General features: G+C 70.7%; 15 protein-coding genes. 13 read left to right on the top strand and 2 right to left on the bottom strand.

What is annotated here, in order from left to right; all coding sequences use genetic code 11:
- Positions 1-30 precede the first annotated feature (30 nt).
- From QRN19_RS04645 to QRN19_RS04630, 4 genes are read left to right on the top strand one after another with little or no spacing between them, the layout of a single operon-like run.
- On the top strand, positions 31-2,241 hold the full coding sequence (locus QRN19_RS04645; RefSeq protein WP_285025523.1) for an alpha-galactosidase: 2,211 nt from the start codon (positions 31-33) through the stop codon (positions 2,239-2,241).
- A gap of 37 nt (positions 2,242-2,278) precedes the next feature.
- The gene (locus tag QRN19_RS04640; protein WP_285025522.1) at positions 2,279-3,811 is read left to right on the top strand and encodes an alpha-N-arabinofuranosidase; all 1,533 of its coding nucleotides are present in this window, start codon (positions 2,279-2,281) and stop codon (positions 3,809-3,811) included.
- Positions 3,808-5,106: a glycoside hydrolase family 27 protein gene (locus QRN19_RS04635; RefSeq protein ID WP_285025521.1), complete on the top strand. Its 1,299-nt coding sequence runs from the start codon at positions 3,808-3,810 to the stop codon at positions 5,104-5,106. The genes QRN19_RS04640 and QRN19_RS04635 overlap by 4 nt, the downstream gene beginning before the upstream one ends.
- Complete coding sequence (locus tag QRN19_RS04630; protein WP_285025520.1) at positions 5,106-7,496, top strand: glycosyl hydrolase family 95 catalytic domain-containing protein; 2,391 nt, start codon at positions 5,106-5,108, stop codon at positions 7,494-7,496. The genes QRN19_RS04635 and QRN19_RS04630 overlap by 1 nt, the downstream gene beginning before the upstream one ends.
- A 20-nt stretch (positions 7,497-7,516) precedes the next feature.
- On the opposite strand, the gene trxA is transcribed toward QRN19_RS04630, so the two are convergent.
- Complete coding sequence (trxA, locus tag QRN19_RS04625) at positions 7,517-7,894, bottom strand: thioredoxin (RefSeq protein WP_285025519.1); 378 nt, start codon at positions 7,892-7,894, stop codon at positions 7,517-7,519.
- A 95-nt stretch (positions 7,895-7,989) separates the two neighbouring features.
- Positions 7,990-8,874 carry a DUF2510 domain-containing protein gene (locus tag QRN19_RS04620; protein ID WP_285025518.1) on the bottom strand — a complete coding sequence of 295 codons (885 nt, stop codon included), beginning with the start codon at positions 8,872-8,874 and terminating at the stop codon, positions 7,990-7,992.
- Between the two features lie 178 nt (positions 8,875-9,052).
- Here QRN19_RS04620 and QRN19_RS04615 point away from each other — a divergent pair, with 178 nt between their 5' ends.
- The 9 genes from QRN19_RS04615 (at position 9,053) to QRN19_RS04575 (ending at position 19,527) form a co-directional block, all read left to right on the top strand.
- Positions 9,053-9,895: a helix-turn-helix transcriptional regulator gene (locus QRN19_RS04615; RefSeq protein WP_159878645.1), complete on the top strand. Its 843-nt coding sequence runs from the start codon at positions 9,053-9,055 to the stop codon at positions 9,893-9,895.
- Between the two features lie 162 nt (positions 9,896-10,057).
- The gene (locus tag QRN19_RS04610) at positions 10,058-11,119 is read left to right on the top strand and encodes an ABC transporter substrate-binding protein (protein ID WP_285025515.1); all 1,062 of its coding nucleotides are present in this window, start codon (positions 10,058-10,060) and stop codon (positions 11,117-11,119) included.
- 8 nt (positions 11,120-11,127) lie between these two features.
- Entirely contained in the window at positions 11,128-12,225 is a 1,098-nt protein-coding gene (locus tag QRN19_RS04605) for a FecCD family ABC transporter permease (protein ID WP_285025514.1), read from the top strand.
- Between the two features lie 2 nt (positions 12,226-12,227).
- A complete protein-coding gene (locus QRN19_RS04600; protein WP_285025513.1) occupies positions 12,228-13,268 on the top strand; it encodes a FecCD family ABC transporter permease in 1,041 nt (346 codons plus the stop codon).
- Between the two features lie 11 nt (positions 13,269-13,279).
- A complete protein-coding gene (locus QRN19_RS04595; protein ID WP_285025512.1) occupies positions 13,280-14,068 on the top strand; it encodes an ABC transporter ATP-binding protein in 789 nt (262 codons plus the stop codon).
- Positions 14,065-15,717: an ABC transporter transmembrane domain-containing protein gene (locus QRN19_RS04590; protein WP_285025511.1), complete on the top strand. Its 1,653-nt coding sequence runs from the start codon at positions 14,065-14,067 to the stop codon at positions 15,715-15,717. Before QRN19_RS04595 ends, QRN19_RS04590 begins: the two co-directional genes overlap by 4 nt.
- Complete coding sequence (locus tag QRN19_RS04585; protein ID WP_285025510.1) at positions 15,710-17,521, top strand: ABC transporter ATP-binding protein; 1,812 nt, start codon at positions 15,710-15,712, stop codon at positions 17,519-17,521. The genes QRN19_RS04590 and QRN19_RS04585 overlap by 8 nt, the downstream gene beginning before the upstream one ends.
- Entirely contained in the window at positions 17,518-18,408 is an 891-nt protein-coding gene (locus QRN19_RS04580) for a siderophore-interacting protein (protein WP_285025509.1), read from the top strand. Before QRN19_RS04585 ends, QRN19_RS04580 begins: the two co-directional genes overlap by 4 nt.
- Positions 18,409-18,474: 66 nt before the next feature.
- The gene (locus tag QRN19_RS04575; protein ID WP_285025508.1) at positions 18,475-19,527 is read left to right on the top strand and encodes a LacI family DNA-binding transcriptional regulator; all 1,053 of its coding nucleotides are present in this window, start codon (positions 18,475-18,477) and stop codon (positions 19,525-19,527) included.
- Positions 19,528-19,542: the final 15 nt, after the last annotated feature.

Here is a 19,542-nt window from a genome sequence, read left to right as displayed (position 1 = left end):
ACCTCACTCATCGACCGGTTCGGAGGAACCATGTCCGACCTCTCAGCGACGCTCGACCACCGCGTCGTCCATCTGCAGTGCGACGGCGTCTCCGTCGTCATCGTCCAGCACGGGACCCGTCTCCCGACCATCGCGCACTGGGGAGCCGCCGTCGAGGCCGACGACCTCGAGTGGCTGGCCGCGGCCACAGCGACAGAGCGCGGCGACCTCGTCGACGGCTCGGACGCACCGTACGAGCCGAGCCTGTTGCCCGAGCACGCCCTGGGCTGGTCGGGTCTCCCCGGGATCCGGGCGCATCGTGCCGGAACGGCCTGGTCGCCGCGCTTCGACGTGATCGCGATCGAGGTGGACGGGGAAGCCCTCCCAGCCGGCGCGGTACGGCAGTGCGGTGCCGCGCTGGTCGACGTGACCGCGGTCGACGACCAGACCGGCATCGCACTGCTCGTGGCGATCGAACTGACACCGAGTGGCCTGCTGCGCACGCGCGTGACGGTCACGAACCGGGGCGACGACCTCCTGCAGATCGAGGGTGTCGTGCCGGCCCTCCCGATCCCGACGTCGGCTCGGGAGATCCTCGACTTCGCCGGCCGGTGGGGCAACGAGAAGCTGCCGCAGCGACGTCCGGTCACGACCGGGACCCACCTCCGCGAGTCGCGGCACGGTCGTCCCGGTCTCGACGCCACCGGGGTCACCGCGATCGGAACACCGGGGTTCGACAGCCGTCGGGGTGACGTCTGGCTGTGCCATGTCGGTTGGAGCGGCAACCACACGATCGGCGTCGAGCGCACCGACGGTCACCTCGCGTTCCGCGGCGGCGAGCTGCTCCTGCCTGGCGAGGTCCGACTCGGCCCCGGCGAGGACCACCGGACTCCATGGGTGTACGGAGCCTACGGCGTGGGCCTCGATGCCGCCTCGTCGCGGTACCACCGTCACCTGCGCTCGACTTCGCGGGCGGCTCGGCGTCCGCGCCCCGTCACCCTGAACGTCTGGGAGGCGGTCCTGTTCGATCACGATCTCGACGTCCTCACCGAGTTGGCGACCCGGGCCGCGGCCATCGGCGTCGAGCGCTACGTGCTCGACGACGGATGGTTCCGCGGACGTCACGACGACACCCGCGGCCTCGGCGACTGGACCCCGGACCCCGAGCGTTGGCCGGACGGTCTCGCGCCGCTCGCCGACCGGGTGCGATCACTCGGCATGGAATTCGGGCTGTGGTTCGAACCCGAGATGATCAACGAGGACTCCGACCTCGCGCGCGAGCACCCGGACTGGATCCTGCGGGCGAGGGACGAGCTCCCGTCGCCCGTCCGGCACCAGCAGGTGCTCGATCTCGGCAATCCGGCGGCGTTCGACCACATCCTGCAGGCCATCGACACGCTGGTCGTCGAGCTGGGGATCGCGTACCTGAAGTGGGACCACAACCGCGACCTCGTCGATGCCGGTCATCCGTCGACCGGGCGGGCGGCTGTGCACGACCAGACCGAAGCCCTCTACCGGCTGCTCGACGAGCTCCGGTCGCGGCACCCGCACCTCGAGATCGAGAGCTGCGCATCTGGCGGAGGCCGCGTCGACCTCGGCATCCTCGAGCGGTCCGATCGCGTCCACACCTCCGACAACCACGACCCGATCGAGCGGGCTCGGATGCTCCGGTGGACGGGGCTCCTCGTCCCGCCCGAGATGCTCGGGTCGCATGTGGCCTCGGCCAGATCGGCCACGACCGGACGCACGCACACGCTCCACACCCGGTGCGCGATCGCGCTCCTCGGGCACTTCGGTGTGGAGTGGGATCTGCGCGAGCTCGACGATGCGGATCGGACGACCCTCACCAGATGGGTCACCGTGTTCACGCGTCATCGCGGACTCATCGCCACCGGCCGCGTCGTCGGCGACGGCGAGTGGGACGACGACGCTCCGACCCTGCGCGGGGTCGTCGCCGAGGATGGCACCACCGCGCTGTACACCCTCGTGACTCCCCCGCGATCGGCCGACTCCCGTCGTCGGGTCCGCCTTCCCGGACTCCGCCCGGACGGTCACTACCGCCTCGCCGTCGCGCAGGACGACTCGCTCGGCCCGCGCTGGGTGATCCCCCAGTGGCTCCGGGATGCGCCGCCACTCGACGCCGACCCGGCCACGCTCGCGGTGGCGCCCGTGCTGAGCGGTGGCCAGCTCGCCGTGATCGGCCTCGACCTCCCCACCTTCCAGCCCGACCGCGTGATCACGATCCTCGTGACCGCCGTCTGATCCACGACCCGCTGCACAGAACAGGACCACATCAGCCATGCACTCCACTGCGACCGTCACCGTCGACCTCGACCGGCCGGGCCCCACGATCAGTCGACACGTCTACGGCCACTTCGCGGAACACCTCGGGCGCGGCATCTACGACGGCTTCTGGGTCGGCGAGGACTCGTCCGTGCCGAACGTCGGCGGTATCCGGCTCGACGTCGTGGAGGCGCTCCGCGAACTGCGCATCCCGAACCTCCGCTGGCCGGGCGGCTGCTTCGCGGATCGTTACCACTGGACGAGCGGCATCGGACCTCGCGAGGACCGCCCGAAGCTCATCAACACGCAGTGGGGTGGGACGAGCGAGACCAACGCGTTCGGCACCCACGAGTTCATGGAGCTGTGCGAACTCCTCGGCGCCGATGCCTACGTCTCGGGCAACCTGGGCTCGGGCACGGTGCAGGAGATGGCCGACTGGATCGAGTACCTGACCGGCGCCGGGGAGACCCCGATGGCCGAACTGCGGCGCGCGAACGGTCGGGAGGAACCCTGGGACGTCCCGTTCTGGGGCTTGGGCAACGAACCCTGGGGGTGCGGTGGCAACCTACGCGCCGGCGCGTACGCGGACCTGGCACGCCAGTTCGGCACCTTCTGCGAGAGCGGCGGGAAGGTCCCGCTCTACCGGGTCGCCGCCGGTGCCGACGGGTTCGACGTGGCCTGGACGAAGACGCTGATGGAGGTCGTCGCCGACGTGGCCACCCACCCGTTCTCAGCGACGCCCTGGGAGGCCGTCTCGGTGCACTACTACACGATCGGTGGCAGCTGGAAGGCGAAGGGCAGTGCCACCGCGTTCGACGCCGCGGAGTACTGGAGCACGATCGCCGCGGCACAGGGTGTCGAGCAGCTGCTGTCGTCGCACGCCGCCGTCATGGACGTCTACGACCCTGAGGAACGGTTCGGCATGGTGCTCGACGAGTGGGGCACGTGGTGGGACGTCGAGCCGGGCACGCACCCCGGGCACCTGTTCCAGCAGAACACCATCCGCGACGCCATGGTCGCGGCCTGGCACTTCGACGTGTTCCACCGATTCGCGGGCCGGCTGCGCATGGCCAACATCGCGCAGACGGTCAACGTCCTGCAGGCGATGCTCCTGACCGATCCCGACGGCGGCGAGATGGTCCGGACGCCCACCTTCCACGTCTTCGAGATGAACAGTCCGCACCAGGACGCCACGTCCCTCCCGACGCACGTGGTCGGGCCGGTCCGCGACGCCGAGGCCGCCCACGCGGGTGGGATCCCGACCGTCTCGGCCTCGGCGAGCGTCAAGGACGCCGTCCTCCATTGCTCGCTGACGAACGTCGACCTCGACGCACCACTCGTCGTCGAGATCGACGTCCGTGGCGGGTCCGTGGTCGAGCCACACGGGCGACTGCTCACCGCCGCACGGCCCGACGCGCACAACCGTCCCGGAGAGACCGACGCCGTGTCACCGCGACCGCTCACGGGTCTCGACGTCACACCGACGGGCCTTCGCGTCACACTGCCACCGCACTCGTTCGCCACGATCACGGCTCAGGTCGCATCATGAGCGAGGTGGAGGTCGCGGTCACCGCGATGCGTGCAGCACGTCGTGCGCTGGCGAGCCGTCCACCGATGGGCTGGAACAGCTGGGACTGCTTCGGTGGGTCCGTCACGGAGGCCGAGGTACTCGCCAACGCGGCCTTCCTGGCCGAGCACCTGCTGCCCGTCGGTTGGGACACGGTGGTCGTCGACATCCAGTGGTACGAATCGGCCCCAGGGGCCGGCGACTACGAGCGTGTCTCCCAGCCGACGCTCGACGCCTGGGGTCGACCGCAACCCGCTCCGAACCGGTTCCCGTCTGCGGCGTCCGGCGGCTTCCGCGCGCTCGCCGACCGCGTGCACGCGCTCGGGCTCCGCTTCGGAGTGCACCTCATGCGCGGCGTGCCGCGTCTGGCCGTCGACCTCGACCTACCGATCCTCGGCTCGACGGCCCGCTGCGGGGAGATCGCCGATCCGTCCAACGTCTGCCCGTGGAACCCCGACAACGTCGGCGTCGACATGACCGCCCCGGGCGCACAGGCCTACTACGACTCGGTCATGCTGCAGCTCGCCGAGTGGGGTGTCGACCTCATCAAGCTCGACGATGTGCTCTACCCACCGATCCAGACCGCCGAGATCGAGGCCATCTCGCGAGCCATCGATGCGACCGGCAGACCCATGGTGCTCAGCCTGTCGCCGGGGAAGCGACTCTCCACCGAGCACCTCGACACCCTTCGATCGACGGCCCAGCTGTGGCGGATCTCCGACGATCTCTGGGACGACTGGTCGGCGGTGCTCGAACAGTTCCAACGCCTGGCTCGCTGGGCGCCCCTCCAGCGCCCGGGGGCGTGGGCCGATGCGGACATGCTCCCGCTCGGGCGGATCGGCATCCGGGCCCACGTCGGTTCGGACCGGCTCAGCCGCCTCACCCCGGCCGAGCAGCAGACGCTCATGACGCTCTGGTGCATCGCCCGGTCGCCGCTCTTCTTCGGCGGCCACCTCCCGGACACCCCGGCCCACACGCTCGCACTCCTGACCAACCCGGACGTGCTCGCGCTGCTCGGTAGCGACGGGAGCCGGGAGATCATCCGTGACGGCGACCTCGTCGTCTGGGCGGCTGAGCTCGGCGAGACGCAGTGGCGCGCGGTGTTCTGGCTCGGCGATGCGGACACCGAGCTGCGGGTGCACCTGGCCGATCTCGGTTGCGCCGATCGAGCGTCCGTCACCGAGCTGTGGAGTGGTCGCCCGATGCCGGTCGTCGACGGCGCCGTCGACACGTCCCTGCCCGCTCACGGTGCCGTGCTGCTCCGACTCGACCGCTGATGGACCACCGAAAGCAAGACGTCGAGCGTCATCGAATCGAGCTCGACGGACCGGCCGCCCGGTTCGTCGATCGGTTCCTCATCGGGAACGGGACGTTGGGCGCGGCTCTCGACGGGGTGCCCGGACGGGAGGGCATCGACCTCTCCCTGGACACGTTGTGGTCGGGAGGTCCGCGACGCCCGGGCGGTGGGCTGGCACTCCGACCCCGGCCCAGCCCGCTCGAGTCCGTGCGCCGAGCGATCGCCGACAACGATCCCGTCACGGCCGACGCCCGCGCGGCTGCCCTGCGCGGGGCCACGTTCACCGAATCCTTCCAGCCGCTCGGCCGCCTCACGGTCGATTACGCGTCACCCGAGGACGGTTCGCGCTCGACACGGACCGCCGATCTCGCGCGCGGCGTCGTCGAGACGACGTCCACGTGCGGTGGCGCGGCGGTCACGCTCCGCGCGTTCGTATCGGCGGTGGACGACGTGCTGGTCGTCGAGCTACTGGGCGACGGTGTCCGTGAACCGAGGGTCGGGTTCGCGACGCCGCACCCGTCGACGACGGAGGAGCGCACGGTCGGCGCCATCCGATGGTGGTCGGCGGCCGGCCGTGCGCCGGCGAGTGTGCGACCCTCGTATCTCGGCGGTGACGATCACGAGGCCGTCAGGTACCCGACCGACGTCCCGGACGCCGACGGGTTCGTCGACGCCGGCATGGCCTGGGCGCTGGCGGTCGCGGTGCAGCCGATCCCGGGCGGCTTCCGCCTCGTCGCCGGTGCCCGTTCCGGGCACCGTGGGTGGCGAGATCGGCCGGTGGGCGCCCCGGCCACGCTGCTGGAGCACACCCGGGCGACGGTCTCGCGTGCACTGCGGCGAACCGGGCAAGCACTGCTCGAACGGCACGTGGCCGACCACCGGTCGCTCTTCGACCGCGTCGACCTGGACCTCTCGGCATCCGCGTCCACGTCGGCCGACCTCGCGGAGCGCTACTTCGACCTCGGTCGGGCGCTCCTCATCGGCAGCTCCCGACCGGGGAGTGAGCCGGCGAACCTCCAGGGGGTCTGGAACGATCAGGTCAGGCCACCTTGGAGCGCGAACTTCACCACCAACATCAACCTCCAGATGAACTACTGGCCGGCGGAGAGCACCGGCCTCGGTGACCTGGTCGAGCCACTCACCCGGTTCATCGGCGAACTGGTGGACGCCGGGCGGCGCACCGCCGGCGAGTCCTACGGCCTCGACGGGGCTGCAGCGCACCACAACAGCGACCTCTGGCGGCACACGGACGCCGTGCCGCTCGACGCGCACTGGGCGAACTGGCCGAGCGCGCTCCCCTGGCTCGTCGCGCACCTCCACCGCCGTCTGGACGACGGCGGTGCTGATCACGTCGCGCGCGTCGCCGTGCTGCAGACCGTCGAGCCGGTGGTCTCGTTCGTCCTGGGGATGCTCGTCACGGATGTCGCCGGTTCGCTGGTCGTGAGTCCGTCGACCTCACCGGAGAACCGGTACGTGGTCGACGCGGGTCACACGGCGGCGGTGACTGCCGGCGCGGCGATGGACCAGGAGCTGGTGCACGAGTGCCTCCGCGAGTACCTCGCCCTCGCGGAGCGGGTCGGCGACCGCATCGCGGACGTCGGGCTCCTGGCTCGGGCGCGCGACTCTTTGACCACCCTGCGACTGCCGCAGGTCGGCCGCGACGGAACGCTCTTGGAGTGGGCCGAGGAGCGGGAGCCGACCGAGCCCGGCCACCGGCACCTCTCCCACCTGTACGGCCTGTACCCGGGGACACGGATCACCGAATCGGACACGCCCGAGCACTTCGAGGCGGCCCGACGCGCACTGCGGCGGAGACTCGCGCACGGCGGTGGCGGAACCGGGTGGAGCATGGCCTGGGTCCTCTGCCTGGCTGCACGACTCCGTGATCCAGGGCTCGCGTCCGAGGCGCTCGACACGCTGCTCGGTCCGCTGTCATCGGCATCGCTGCTCGACCTGCACCCGATGGGCGACCTCGACGACGTGTTCCAGATCGACGGCAACCTGGGCGGGACGGCCGGTGTCGTCGAACTGCTCGTCCAGGGGCACGGCGATGTCCTGTCGCTGCTGCCGACCCTCCCGGCAGCGTGGTCGGCGGGACGGTTCCGAGGGTTCCGGGTCCGGGGTGGACACGTCGTGGATGTCGAGTGGAGCCGTCACCACCCCGTCGCGGCGACCCTGCTGCTCACGGCCGGCGGCGTGCTCGTCGAGCTGCCGGACGACGGCTCGACGATCACCATCACGAGCCCTGGCGGTGCACTGCCGACCCGGCTGGAGGACGGCGCGCCGGCCGGGCGGCGGCGGATCAGGCTCGACGAGCCCGGTGTCCACCGGTTCGAGTTCGCGCGTCCGCCCGGCGATCTGGAAGACTGACCGCCTCTTCAGGACGTCGGCTACTCGGCCTGTGCCTCGGCCTTCGCCGCTGCGATGGCGGCGTGCACCTCGGACATGTCGAGACCGCGCACCTGCGAGATGAGGTCCTCGAGTGCCGGCGCGGGGAGGGCACCGGCCTGCGAGAAGACGAGCACGCCGTCGCGGAACGCCATGAGCGTCGGGATCGACGTGATCTGCATCCCGCTCGCGAGCTCCTGGTTCGCCTCCGTGTCGACCTTGGTGAACACGACGTCCTGGTGCGTCTCGCTCGACTGCTCGAAGACGGGCCCGAAAGCCTTGCACGGGCCGCACCACTCGGCCCAGAAGTCGACCAGGACGATGCCCTCGGCCGACACGGTGTCCTCGAAGTTCGAGATGGTGAGTTCCTGCGTGGTCATCGTGTGCCCTTCGGATCGGTGGTCGGACGCGTCGCATCCGACTGACGAGCCTACCCGCGGACGACGGGCTGCCCTCCCCTTGTACCGCGCCGCGGTCAGCGCCCGGGCGGCTGCTCCGGGAGCAGCAGGAGCCGGCGCTGTATCCGCGACATGATCAGGAGCACCCCGCCGAGGACCGCGAACAGGACACCGCCACCGACGACGATGCCGCCGATCAACCCTCCGAGGAAGCCGTAGCCGTCGCCGCTGCTGTTGACGAGGATCACCACACCGACGGCCAAGGCGAGCACACCGATCCCGAGGACGACCCAGGACATGACGAGATAGGTGCGGAACGCGCGCGCTCCATGGAACGTCGGCCGGATGCCGTACTGGGTTCCGACGTACTGGGCCCAGCGAGAGCCGGTCCACCACCTCGTCGCCCGCGGCGACACGGAGTACCAACCGGCACCGGGACCGTCGTGCTCACCTGGCAATGGACGGACCACGTCGATGACCACCGGCGCGCCGACCGGTTGCGGGATCCGCCGTACGGCGGTCGTCTGGGCGGCGATGCCGAACCAGAGCAGCGTCAGGAGGAGCATCGGGAATCCGTTGAACGACAGGTGGCTGGACAGCGCGCCGAGGCTGAACTGCGCGATCGCCAGCACGAGGAAGACCGAGCCGAACACCCAGGCCAAGCTCGGCTGCTCCGTGGTCGCCCAATCGGTCCCGGGCTTCCCGTTCTTGACCCTGAGCCCCGTCCAGTGCGAGCCGTCCCACCATCGGAGCTGATCCGGCCCCGTCGGATACCAGCCCAGCTGCGGTCCGGACGGCAGCTGCGACGGTGACGCCATCGAAGTCGGCGCCCGATGTGCGACCGGCATCAGCTGCTGCACCGGTGGCGCGGCGTCGGCCTCCTGAGCGGTCCACTGCGTTCCATCCCACCAGCGCAGCTTGCCCGGCGTCCCCGCCTCGTACCATCCCGGTGCAGCGGTCATCGCTGCTCCTTCCCCCGAAGATCCCGCTCATGACGTCCATGCAGCGACCCCAGTGTCCCGTCTGCGGGTCATCGCGGCAAGCCGCCGGCGAGGACCGGCCCGCTAGCATGGCGGACATGGCAGGCTCAGCGACACGGCGTCACGATGACGTGGACGGTCGCACAGCGCGGAGCGCTCGTTGAGCCCGTACAGCCAGGTCGACTGGGACGCGAGCCCCGAGCATCCGTCGTCGGTCGCCGAACCGTATCTGATGGGCACCGGTGTCGTCACCGACGAGGACACCGGGAGTCGCCCGCTCTCGCCACCGCACCGTCATCCGGACGCCATGCTCGCCTGGTGCTACCGCGGCACCGTGTGGGTGCATCTCCCGAACGCGATGTGGCGCCTCGCACCGGGTCAGGGCGTGTGGATCCCAGCACACACGCCGCACACGGCGCACCACGAGCGCGACTCCACCGGGTGCTACACCTACCTTCCCGCCACCTCGCTGATCGCGCCCGTCGAGACCGTCACCCAGGTCCTGGTCCCGCGTGCGGTGCAGGAGATGTTGCTCCACCTCGGGATCAACGACATGCCGACCGACCTCCGGGTCCGCGCGCAGGCGGTCCTCATCGAGATGCTGCAGCAGCCCGCGCCGGAGACGGCGGACGGCTGGGGCGAGATCCCGATGCCGTCCGACGATCGTGTCCGTCCGCTCGTCCGTGCGATCCTCGCCGACCCGGGAGACCTCCGGGGCGCGCGCGAGCTGTTCGACGTGCACGGCCTCCACGAGCGCACCGTGCTGCGGATCTTCCAGCACGACACCGGGATGAGTTTCGCCCGGTGGCGGACGGGCGTCCGGATGACGCTGGCGGCGCGGCTGATCATCGACGGCATGCCGATCGGGGCGGCGGCGCACCGGTGCGGGTACGCGTCCTCGAGTGCCTTCTCCGCGAGCTTCCGAGCCCGGTTCGGCATGACCCCGCGGGAGTACGTAGCACGGGTGCAGGCGGACCCCGCCCACCAGCTCTACTGGCGCTGATCCACCCGGGCACGCATCATCGTGTCGGATCCGCGACAGAACTCGTCGGTTCCTCGACGCAGGCGCGCGCGGATGCGCCCTACGATCGTTCTGTTAGGACATGCTTACCTAACTTCGGGATCGCCAGCGGTGATCCCACTCCCCCCTCTTCAAAGGAGCCCCATGCCGCACGCTTCCGCGCGCCCGAACGCCCGCCGAGGATCCACCCTCCTCGCCGCCGTCATCGCCACCGCTCTCGCCCTCGCCGGATGTTCGGCCGCCACCGGCGACACCGGATCGACGACGGCATCGACCGACGGCGTCGTCATCGAACACGCCCACGGTGAGACCGTCATCCCGGAGAAACCGGAACGGATCGTGGCTCTCGGGTGGATGACGCCCGACATCGTCGCCGCCCTCGGCACCAACCCCGTCGGCATCGAAGAGGTCTGGGGTGCCGGTGAGAGCGGCTACCAGCCCTGGTTCGAGGACTACGTCTCCGAGGCGTACGGTGAGATGCCCGAGATCATCCCCTTCACGGACGACGGCCCGAACTACGAGGCGATCAAGTCCCTGAAGCCCGATCTGATCCTCAGCCTCTACTCCGGTGTCACCGACATCGAATACGAGCGGCTCACCGAGATCGCCCCGACCGTCCCCTACATCGAGGGACCCTGGAACCCGGGCACCTGGGAGGGCATGACCCGCACCGTCGGGAAGGCGATGTCGGAGGAGGCCAAGGCCGAGGAACTCATCGGCGAGACCGAGGACCTCATCACCTCCCTCGCCGACGCGCACCCGGAGTTCGACGACAAGAGCTTCGTCTGGGGCCTCACGCTGAACGAGGGCGGGACGGACCTCGGCGTCTACCTCGAGTACGATCCGCGGGTCCGCATCACCGAAGCGCTCGGCTTCACCTCGACCTCGGCGATGGACGGCTTCCTCGCGAGCGCCGAGGGCGACAACTGGTACACCGGCGTCAGCCTCGAGCAGCTCTACGACGTGGACGCCGACCTGTTCGCCGCATGGGGCGGGAGTGCCGAGGAAGGGACGTACACGGTCGAGAACGCCGTGGTGTCGCGCTGGTCGCCGATCGCCGCCGGGTCCTACGTGATCTACGCCGACGCCGCCAAGGCCTCGGCGATCAGCGCGCCGACCGTCCTGTCCCTGCAGTACGTCCTGCCCGGCTACGTCGACGACCTCGCAGCGGCGCTGCAGGGCGAGCCGACCATCGACGGCAAGTGACGTCGGAGATGTCCCGGTCCGCCGCCCCGACGGCAGTGCTGGTCGCGGGCGACGGACCGGACGTCCCGAAGCCCGGTGCGGCCGGACGTGCAGACGTCTCGCCGCACCGCACCCGGACGCTCGCCGCCGGACTCCTCGTCGCCACCGTGGTGCTGATCGCCGCAGCCGTCGCCTCGCTCGCCGTCGGCAATCGGGCCATCGACCCCCTGACCGTCGTCGGAGCGCTCGTCGCCTACGACGACGCGAACCCCCTGCACCTCATGGTCATGGAGCTCCGCGTCCCGCGGACCCTGCTCGGCATCCTGGTCGGCGCGGCGCTCGCCGTGTGCGGCGGGCTCATCCAGGCCTTCACGCGCAACCCGCTCGCCGACCCGGGCGTTCTCGGTGTGAACGCGGGTGCGTCGTTCGCCGTGACCTTCGCGGTCGGTGTCCTGGGACTGACGACTCCCGGCACCTACGTCCCGTTCGCCCTGGCGGGTGCGTTCATCCTCACCGTGGTCGTCTACACGCTCGGATCCGTCGGGGCATCGGGTGCGACCCCGATGAAACTGACGCTCGCGGGAGTCGCCCTCGGTGCCGCCTGCACCGGTTTCACCACCGCGATCGTGCTGCGGGACGAAGGCACCCTCCAGGTCATGCGTTTCTGGAGTGTGGGATCCATCGGCGGCCGCACCCTCGACCAGCTCACGTGGGCTGCTCCGCTGATCGTCGCGGGCCTCGTGATCGGTCTGCTCTGCGCCCGGTCGCTGAACGCGTTGACCCTGGGAGACGAACTCGCCCAGGCGCTCGGGGCGCGAGTGCGCAGCACCAGGGTGTGGGTCGTCGTCGCCGTCACCCTCCTGGCGGGTACGGGCGTCGCAGCCGCCGGTCCCATCGCCTTCGTGGGACTCATGATCCCCCATGTCGTGCGGTGGTTCACGGGCCCCGACCAACGCTGGGTGCTGACGTACTCGATGGTGATCGGCCCCGCGTTCCTGCTGCTCGCAGACGTCCTCGGCCGGATCGTGTTGCCGTCCGGAGAGCTCCGGGTGGGGATCGTCACAGCGCTCCTCGGCGCTCCCATCCTGATCATGCTGGTGCGTCGGAAGCGGGTGAGTGGACTGTGAGCGTGATCGACCACGGCCGACGCCTGATCCGCGTGGAGACCGCGCACATCGCGACGCTCGTACCCGCGCGGTCCGTCCTCGTGTGCCTCGCGCTCATCGTGGTGATCATCGGAGCAGGGCTGTTCGCGACGACGATCGGCGCGTACGAGATCGGCTTCGACGCGGTGATCCGGGCGATCGTCGACCCCGCATCCGACCCGGACGTCCGCCAGGTCGTGACCGGGTGGCGACTGCCGCGGGTGCTGTTCGCGGTGCTCTGCGGGGCGGCACTCGCGCTCTCCGGGGGTATCTTCCAGTCGCTCACCCGCAACCCGCTCGGCTCACCGGACATCATCGGGTTCGGTGTCGGCTCACAGTTCGGCGTCACGCTGACGATGCTCGTCCTCGGCCTCAACACCTACCTGTTCAAAGCCGCCGGGGCACTCGTCGGCGGTCTGTTGACCGCCCTCCTGGTCGCCCTCCTCGCGAACCGCCACACCATGTCGTCCTTCCGGCTGATCATCGTCGGCATCGGCGTCTCGGCCGGGCTCGGTTCCCTCACCTCCTGGATCCTCATCTCCGTCAGCGTCGAGCAGGCGATGATGGCGGCCACCTGGGGTGCCGGGTCCCTCGCCTCGCTCGGCTTCGACCAGCTGCTCCCCGCCGCCACGGCCTTCGTCGTGTTCGCCCTGCTGGCACGGCCACTCCGACGTTCGCTTCCCGTGCTCGAGATGGGCGACGACGCCGCCATGGCCCTCGGGGTGCGTCCGGGACGCACCCGGGTGATCGCCATGGTCGTCGGTGTAGCCCTCGTGGCCCTCGTCACCGCCGCCGCCGGCCCCATCTCGTTCATCGCTTTGGCCGCCCCGCAGATCGCTCAACGGCTCACCCGCTCGAACACCCCGATGGGCCTCGCGCCGGTGATGCTCACCGGAGCCGCCCTGGTCGTCGTCTCCGACGCCGTCGCCCAGCTGCTCGCGGTCCCGGTCGGCGTGGTGACGCTCTCGGTCGGTGGCATCTATCTGACCTGCCTGCTGGCCGCCCAGTTCGTGCGCCGCACGTGAAAGGAACTCCCATGACCACGTCGCTCCTCGCCCGCGACCTCACCCTGGGCTACGGGGATGCTCCGATCGTGTCCGAGCTGTCGCTCGAGGTGCCGGACGACTCGTTCACGATCATCATCGGACCGAACGCCTGCGGCAAGTCGACCCTGCTCCGCGGACTCGCACGGCTCCTGCGTCCGACCGCCGGTGCCGTCCTCCTCGACGGGGCGGACATCCGCGCGTCGAAACCGAAGGACACCGCTCGCCGACTCGGGCTCCTCCCCCAATCCGCCATCGCCCCCGACGGGATCACCGTCGCCGACCTCGTCGGGCGTGGACGGTTCCCGCACCAGAGCGCCATGCGGACCTGGAGCAGCGCCGACGAAACGGCGGTCGCGGAGGCGATGGCCGCGACGGGGGTCACGGAGCTGTCCCGCCGGCTGGTCGACGAGCTCTCGGGCGGCCAGCGGCAACGCGTCTGGGTGGCGATGGCACTCGCCCAGCAGACGAAGCACCTGCTGCTCGACGAACCGACGACCTTCCTCGACATCGCGCACCAGATCGAGCTGATGGAGCTGTTCACGGATCTGCACCGCAGCGGCACCACCCTCGTGGCGGTCCTCCACGACCTCAACCACGCGGCCCGCTATGCGACCCATCTCGTCGCGATGCGCGACGGTGCGATCGTCGCCCAAGGCGATCCGCAGCAGATCATCACCGCCGACCTCGTGGGGGCCGTGTACGACCTGCCGTGCCGGGTCATCACCGACCCCGTCTCCGGTACCCCACTGGTGCTCCCGCTCGGACGGCGGAGCCGGTGAGCGGGACGACGACGGGCACGCCGCGGCGACTCTTCGGCATCGCGCTGGCAGCGGACGGGCGCGGAGTCCGGCTCGTCGCCGCGACCGCCCTCCTCATCGCTCACTCCCTGTCGGAGGCGGCGATCCCCGTCATCATCGGGGCGACCATCGACCGCGCGGTGGTGCCGTCCGATCCGGCCGCCCTCGGACTCTGGATCGGCGTCCTGGTCGGAACCTTCCTCGTCCTGACGGTGAGCTACCAGTCGGCGTCGCGCCTCATGGTGTCGATCTACGGGCACGGCGAACAGGCGCTCCGGCACCTCACCCTCTCCCGGATGCTTCGGCCGCAGCTCTCGCGGCAGAACCTGACGGCGGGTGAGGCCCTGACGGTCGTCACGTCCGACACCTACCGGGTGGCCGGGGTCGCCTGGTCGGTCGCGCAGCAGTCCGCGACCATCGCGGCGATCATCGGGGCAGCGCTGGCGATGTCGGTGATCTCGCCGGTGGCGACGATCGTGGTGTTCGTGTCGACCATCGGGATGATGCTCGTCATGCGCATCGTGTCACGCCCGCTGGAGCGCCGCGGGCTCGCCGAGCAGCGGGCGGCGACCGAGGCCGGAGCGGTGGCCGCCGACTTCATGAGCGGGTTCCGAGTGCTCGTCGGCATCGGCGGACGTACTGAGGCCGTGCGTCGGTATGACGCCGCCAGTGATGTCTCACGACGCGCAGCGACGGCCGCCGGGCGGTCCCTCGCCCTCTTCGACGCCGTGAGCGGCACGCTGGCGGCATTCGTCATGGCCGCACTCGTCGGCCTGTCCGCCTGGTTCGCCGCGGAGGGGCGGATCCGCATCGGCGAACTCGTGACGGTGCTCGGCCTCGCGCAGTTCATCAGCGGATACCTCGCACAGGCGGGATCATTCCCGTCCAACTGGATCCACAAGCTCGCCTCCGCCAAGCGCTTGGCCGCGGTCGTCGACGCCGACGACCTCCTCGAAGCGGGCGGCCGGGTGGACACGATGTCCCACTCCGGCCCGGCGACCGACGTCGTGCTGTCCTTCCGTCCCGAACACCAGGACCGACCGGTGGACGTCCGTGCTGGTGAACTGCTCGGCGTCCGGCCGCCGGACAGCGACACCGCGCGCGCCCTCTCCCGCCTGCTCGGCATGCGGACCCCCGCGGATCGCGGCAGCGTCTCGCTCGCCGTCGACGGCAGACTCCTCGACCAGCTGGACCTCGACCCGGTGGCGTACCGCCGTCGTGTGGTCGCGCCCCCGCACGGCCAGCGCATCATGAGCGGCACCCTGGCGGAGGCGGTCCGCGGTCATGACGTGACCGGCGACCCGGATGCAGTGTTCGTGGGCATGGCGGCGCTCGACGACGCGGTCGTGCAGCTCGGCGGCTGGTCGTCACCGGTCGGTGAGGCGGGCAGACGGCTCTCCGGCGGGCAGCGCCAGCGCGTCGGCATCGCCAGGGCGCTCCATACCGGTGCGGACGTGCTCGTCCTCGACGAACCGACGTCGGCCGTCGACGTCCTCACGGAGACCCGCATCGCCCGAGCACTCGCGGCGCACTCCGGCACCGTCGTCGTCATCACCACCTCGCCGGTCCTGTTGAACGCCTGCGACCGGGTCGTCGAGCTCGCTCCCGGTTCGGAGACTCACCATGACTGATCCCGCCATGGAGCCCACCACCGCCGAGATGCTCCCGGTCGCCGACGGCTCCCGCGTCCGAACCGTCGTCGGTGCCCTCCTCAGACGACACCGCGGACGGTCCGCCGCCGTGGTCGTCCTCTTCCTCGCGGCCGCCGCACTGGGCGTCGTGATGCCCGCGTGTCTCGGGCGGATCGTGGACGCCGTCGCCACAGATGCCGGGCTGAGCGTCGTCTCAGGCTGGGTGGCAGCAGCCGCCGTCGGCGCTGTCGGGGCCGTCGCCGTGACGCTGTGGGCGACTCGGGTGCTCACCGGGCTGGTGCAGGACCTCCTCGCCGAACTGCGCGAGGACGTGTTCGCCTCGGCCATGCGGCTCCCGGTGAGCGCGGTCGACGACGGTGAGCGTGCCGATCTCCTGTCCCGGGTCACCGGCGACGTCGACGCGGTCGCGGAGGCCGGCGGGAACGTCGCCCCGACACTGCTCTCCGCCGGGTTCGCGATCGGGGTGTCGGCCGTCGCCCTGGCAGCCGTCGACCCGTGGCTCGCGCTCGCCGGTCTCGCCTCGGCACCGTGCTACGTCCTCGGGACCCGTGCGTTCCTCCGGCGATCCCGAGTGGTGTTCCGCGCGGTCCGGATCCGCGAAGCATCGCGCAGTCAGGCCGTGCTGGACGCGGTCGACGGCTCGGAGACCCTCACCGCGTTCACCGGGACGGACCACGCGCTCGAACGCGTCCGGGAACGCGCGGCCGCCTCCATCGACGCGCAGATCGAGGGTGTGCGCGTCGCGAACCGCTTGTTCCGATGGATCAACTCGGGTGAGCTCGTCGGGCTGTCGGCGATCCTGGCGACCGGCTTCCTCCTCAACCTGCAGGGCACGATCACCGTCGGGCTCGTGACCACCGCCGCGCTCCTGTTCCACCGGCTGTTCGATCCGGTGGGCCGGCTCATCTTCGGGCTCGACGACATCCAGCGGGCCACGGTCGGGCTGGCTCGACTCGTCGGGGTCATCGACCTCGCAGCACCGTCGTCCGCAATGCCGGAGTCGCCCTCCCCCGTCAGCGGTGTCGCAGACGGCGTCGACGCAGCGCCTGGGATCCGAGTGCGCGACCTGACGTTCCGGTATCCGACCACGGACCGTGGGATCGCGGAGGTCTCCATCGACGTGCCGCCCGGCACGACCACGGCGCTCGTCGGCACGTCCGGCTCGGGCAAGAGCACCCTGGCGAGGGTGGTCGCTGGACACCATCCCCCGACGTCGGGACGCGTGCTCGTCGGCCACACCCCGTACTACCTGTCGCAGGAGCTCCATCACTTCCGTGGCTCGATCGCCGACAACCTCAGGCTCGGCGCGCCGGACGCCAGCCCGGACGAGATGGTGTCGGCACTCCGTGCCGTCGGAGCCGAGTGGGCGGTCACCGCGTTGCGGGACGGCCCGACGGCGGACCTCACCGACTCGAGGCCGTCGCCCGTGCCGCTGGACGAGGGACGGATCCAGCAACTCGCGGTCGCTCGGGCGTTCCTGGCCGATCCGGCGATCGTGATCCTCGATGAGGCGACCGCCGACGTCGGCTTGCACCATCGCGACGCCGTCGAAGCGGCGATCACCGCCCTCCGGACGGACCGGACCGCGCTGCTCATCGCGCACCGGCTGGAACAGGCCGCCACCGCCGACCGGATCGCGGTCTTCGCGGACGGTCGGATCGTCCAACACGGCACGCACGCGGACCTCCTCGCCTCCCCCGGCCCCTACCGCGAGTCCTGGCTCGCGCACAGCCCGCACCAGACCCAGCACACCGAACCGACCCGAAAGGCCGAGACGCCATGAAGATCCACCGCGGCATCGTGACCGCAGCGACACCCCTGAGTCCGAACCTGATCCGCATCACCCTCGGCGGTCCGGGCGTCGAGGACTTCGACAGCACCGGGACGGGTGATGAGTACGTCCGCGTGTTCTTCCCCCACGGTGCCGACCCGACGGACGTGTCGCTCCCGGTACCGGCAGGCGACTGGTGGGAGACGCCGGAAGGCTCACCGCAGGCACCGATGCGGACCTACACCATCAGCGCCGTGCGGCAGGACCCCGTCGAAATCGACATCGATTTCGTCGTGCACGAGGCCGGGGTCGCGGGGCCGTGGGCGGCTCGCGCCCAGCCCGGGCACGTGCTCGGGCTGAACTCGCCCACCGGCCTGTACGCGCCGCCCGCCGACATCGGCTGGCAGGTGCTCGTCGCGGACCTCACCGGCCTTCCCGCCGTCCAACGGATCGTCGCACAGACACCGCGCGGACTGCGGACCCGCGTGGTGCTCGAGGTACCGAGCGAACAGGATCGGATCGCGGTCGAGACGAACGACGACGTGACGGTCACCTGGGTGGTGGGCGGCAACGGGCACGGACCGAGCACGCTGGGCCGACTCGTCCGGAGCGTCGTGGACGAGCGCCTCCCGCTCGATCAGGGCTACATCTGGGTAGCGGGTGAGACGGTGGCGCTCCGCGACGTGCGCAAGTACCTGCGCAAGGAGCTCGGGCTGCCCGCCACCCGGTTCAAGGTGGTCGGGTACTGGACGCCGATCGCCGCATGGGACGAGAAGTTCGCCGCCCTGCCGACCGCGGTCCGGCAGGAACTCGAAGCGATCTGGGCGCCGATCGACAGCGTCGAGCCGGAGGACGTACAGATCCGGTACGAGGACCAGCTCGAACGGCACGGGCTCTGACCACTCGCCGCTCCACCGGTTCGAGCGTCCCGCGCAATAGGCTGAGGGCGAAAGGACGACACGGTCATGACCTCACCTGCCGGGCGCCGGAAACACGGCCGCCCCACCATCTCCGATGTCGCCGCGCTTGCGGGCGTGTCGGCCGGAGCGGTCTCGAAGGTCTTCAACGGCACGGGTCGCATCTCGCCGCCGACCGCCGAGCGCGTCCGGGAGGCCGCGCGCAAACTCAACTGGACGCCGAACCCGGCTGCGATCGCGCTCCGGACCTCGCGCGCCCAGGCGATCGGGCTCGTCCTCACCAGCTCCTCCCCGGTCCCCGAGGTCGGCGCGGCCAACGTCGGACTCATCTCCGGGATCGAATCCCTCCTGAGTCCCCGCGAATACGGGCTGCTCCTCAACGTCTTCCTGACGGGACGACACGACGAGTCCGCGTTCTACCGGTCGTTGGCGGAGCGCCAGCGGATGGACGGCGTCATCCTCACCAACTCGGTGGTCGGCGACACCCGCTTCGACCTCATGCGCGACCTCGGGGTGCCGGCGGTGCTCGTCGGCACCCCGTGGAAACCGGGCGTGGTCGACTACATCGACGCGGACCCGCCGAGCGCCGGCATCCCCGAGACGGTCGATCACCTCGTCGGTCTGGGCCACCGCGACGTCGCGTTCGTGAGCGGCCCCGCCGGGTTCGTGCTCCCGAACATCCGACGCGAGGCCTTCACCGCCCGGCTCGCCCACCACCGGCTCACCCCGCACTCCATCTCGAGCGTCGGCTATTCGCCGGCCGCCGCCGCCGAGGAGACGAACCGACTCCTCGACGGGGCGTCGCCACCGACGGCGATCCTCTACGGCACCGACACCATGGCGATCGCCGGGATGCGGACCGTCCAGAGCCGTGGCCTGCGCGTCCCCGAGGACGTCTCGGTCGTCGGGTTCGAGGGGCTCGAGGTCGGTGAATGGGTCGACCCCCAGCTCACGACCGTCCAGCGGTTCGCGTTCCAGCGTGGACGGGCGGCGGCGGCGAAGCTCCTCGGCCTCCTCGGCGAGACCATCGAGGAGGACGTACCGCTCGAGAAGCCGGTGCTCATCGTCCGACAGTCGACCGCCCCGCCGCGTAGCCGCTGATCAGACCGGGACACG

This window comes from Plantibacter sp. ME-Dv--P-122b, from assembly GCF_030209375.1.
In the GTDB taxonomy this organism is placed as follows: domain Bacteria; phylum Actinomycetota; class Actinomycetes; order Actinomycetales; family Microbacteriaceae; genus Plantibacter.
Note: the sequence above shows the minus strand (reverse complement) of the source record. Positions and strands in the feature narration are given on the sequence as shown.

Bases quoted from the DNA above. Each gene is read 5' to 3' on its own strand.
- QRN19_RS04645 (WP_285025523.1), top strand. From the start codon at position 31: ATGTCCGACCTCTCAGCGACGCTCGACCACCGCGTCGTCCATCTGCAG.
- QRN19_RS04640 (WP_285025522.1), top strand. From the start codon at position 2,279: ATGCACTCCACTGCGACCGTCACCGTCGACCTCGACCGGCCGGGCCCC.
- QRN19_RS04635 (WP_285025521.1), top strand. From the start codon at position 3,808: ATGAGCGAGGTGGAGGTCGCGGTCACCGCGATGCGTGCAGCACGTCGT.
- QRN19_RS04630 (WP_285025520.1), top strand. From the start codon at position 5,106: ATGGACCACCGAAAGCAAGACGTCGAGCGTCATCGAATCGAGCTCGAC.
- trxA (WP_285025519.1), bottom strand. From the start codon at position 7,894: ATGACCACGCAGGAACTCACCATCTCGAACTTCGAGGACACCGTGTCG.
- QRN19_RS04620 (WP_285025518.1), bottom strand. From the start codon at position 8,874: ATGACCGCTGCACCGGGATGGTACGAGGCGGGGACGCCGGGCAAGCTG.
- QRN19_RS04610 (WP_285025515.1), top strand. From the start codon at position 10,058: ATGCCGCACGCTTCCGCGCGCCCGAACGCCCGCCGAGGATCCACCCTC.
- QRN19_RS04605 (WP_285025514.1), top strand. From the start codon at position 11,128: ATGTCCCGGTCCGCCGCCCCGACGGCAGTGCTGGTCGCGGGCGACGGA.
- QRN19_RS04595 (WP_285025512.1), top strand. From the start codon at position 13,280: ATGACCACGTCGCTCCTCGCCCGCGACCTCACCCTGGGCTACGGGGAT.
- QRN19_RS04585 (WP_285025510.1), top strand. From the start codon at position 15,710: ATGACTGATCCCGCCATGGAGCCCACCACCGCCGAGATGCTCCCGGTC.
- QRN19_RS04580 (WP_285025509.1), top strand. From the start codon at position 17,518: ATGAAGATCCACCGCGGCATCGTGACCGCAGCGACACCCCTGAGTCCG.
- QRN19_RS04575 (WP_285025508.1), top strand. From the start codon at position 18,475: ATGACCTCACCTGCCGGGCGCCGGAAACACGGCCGCCCCACCATCTCC.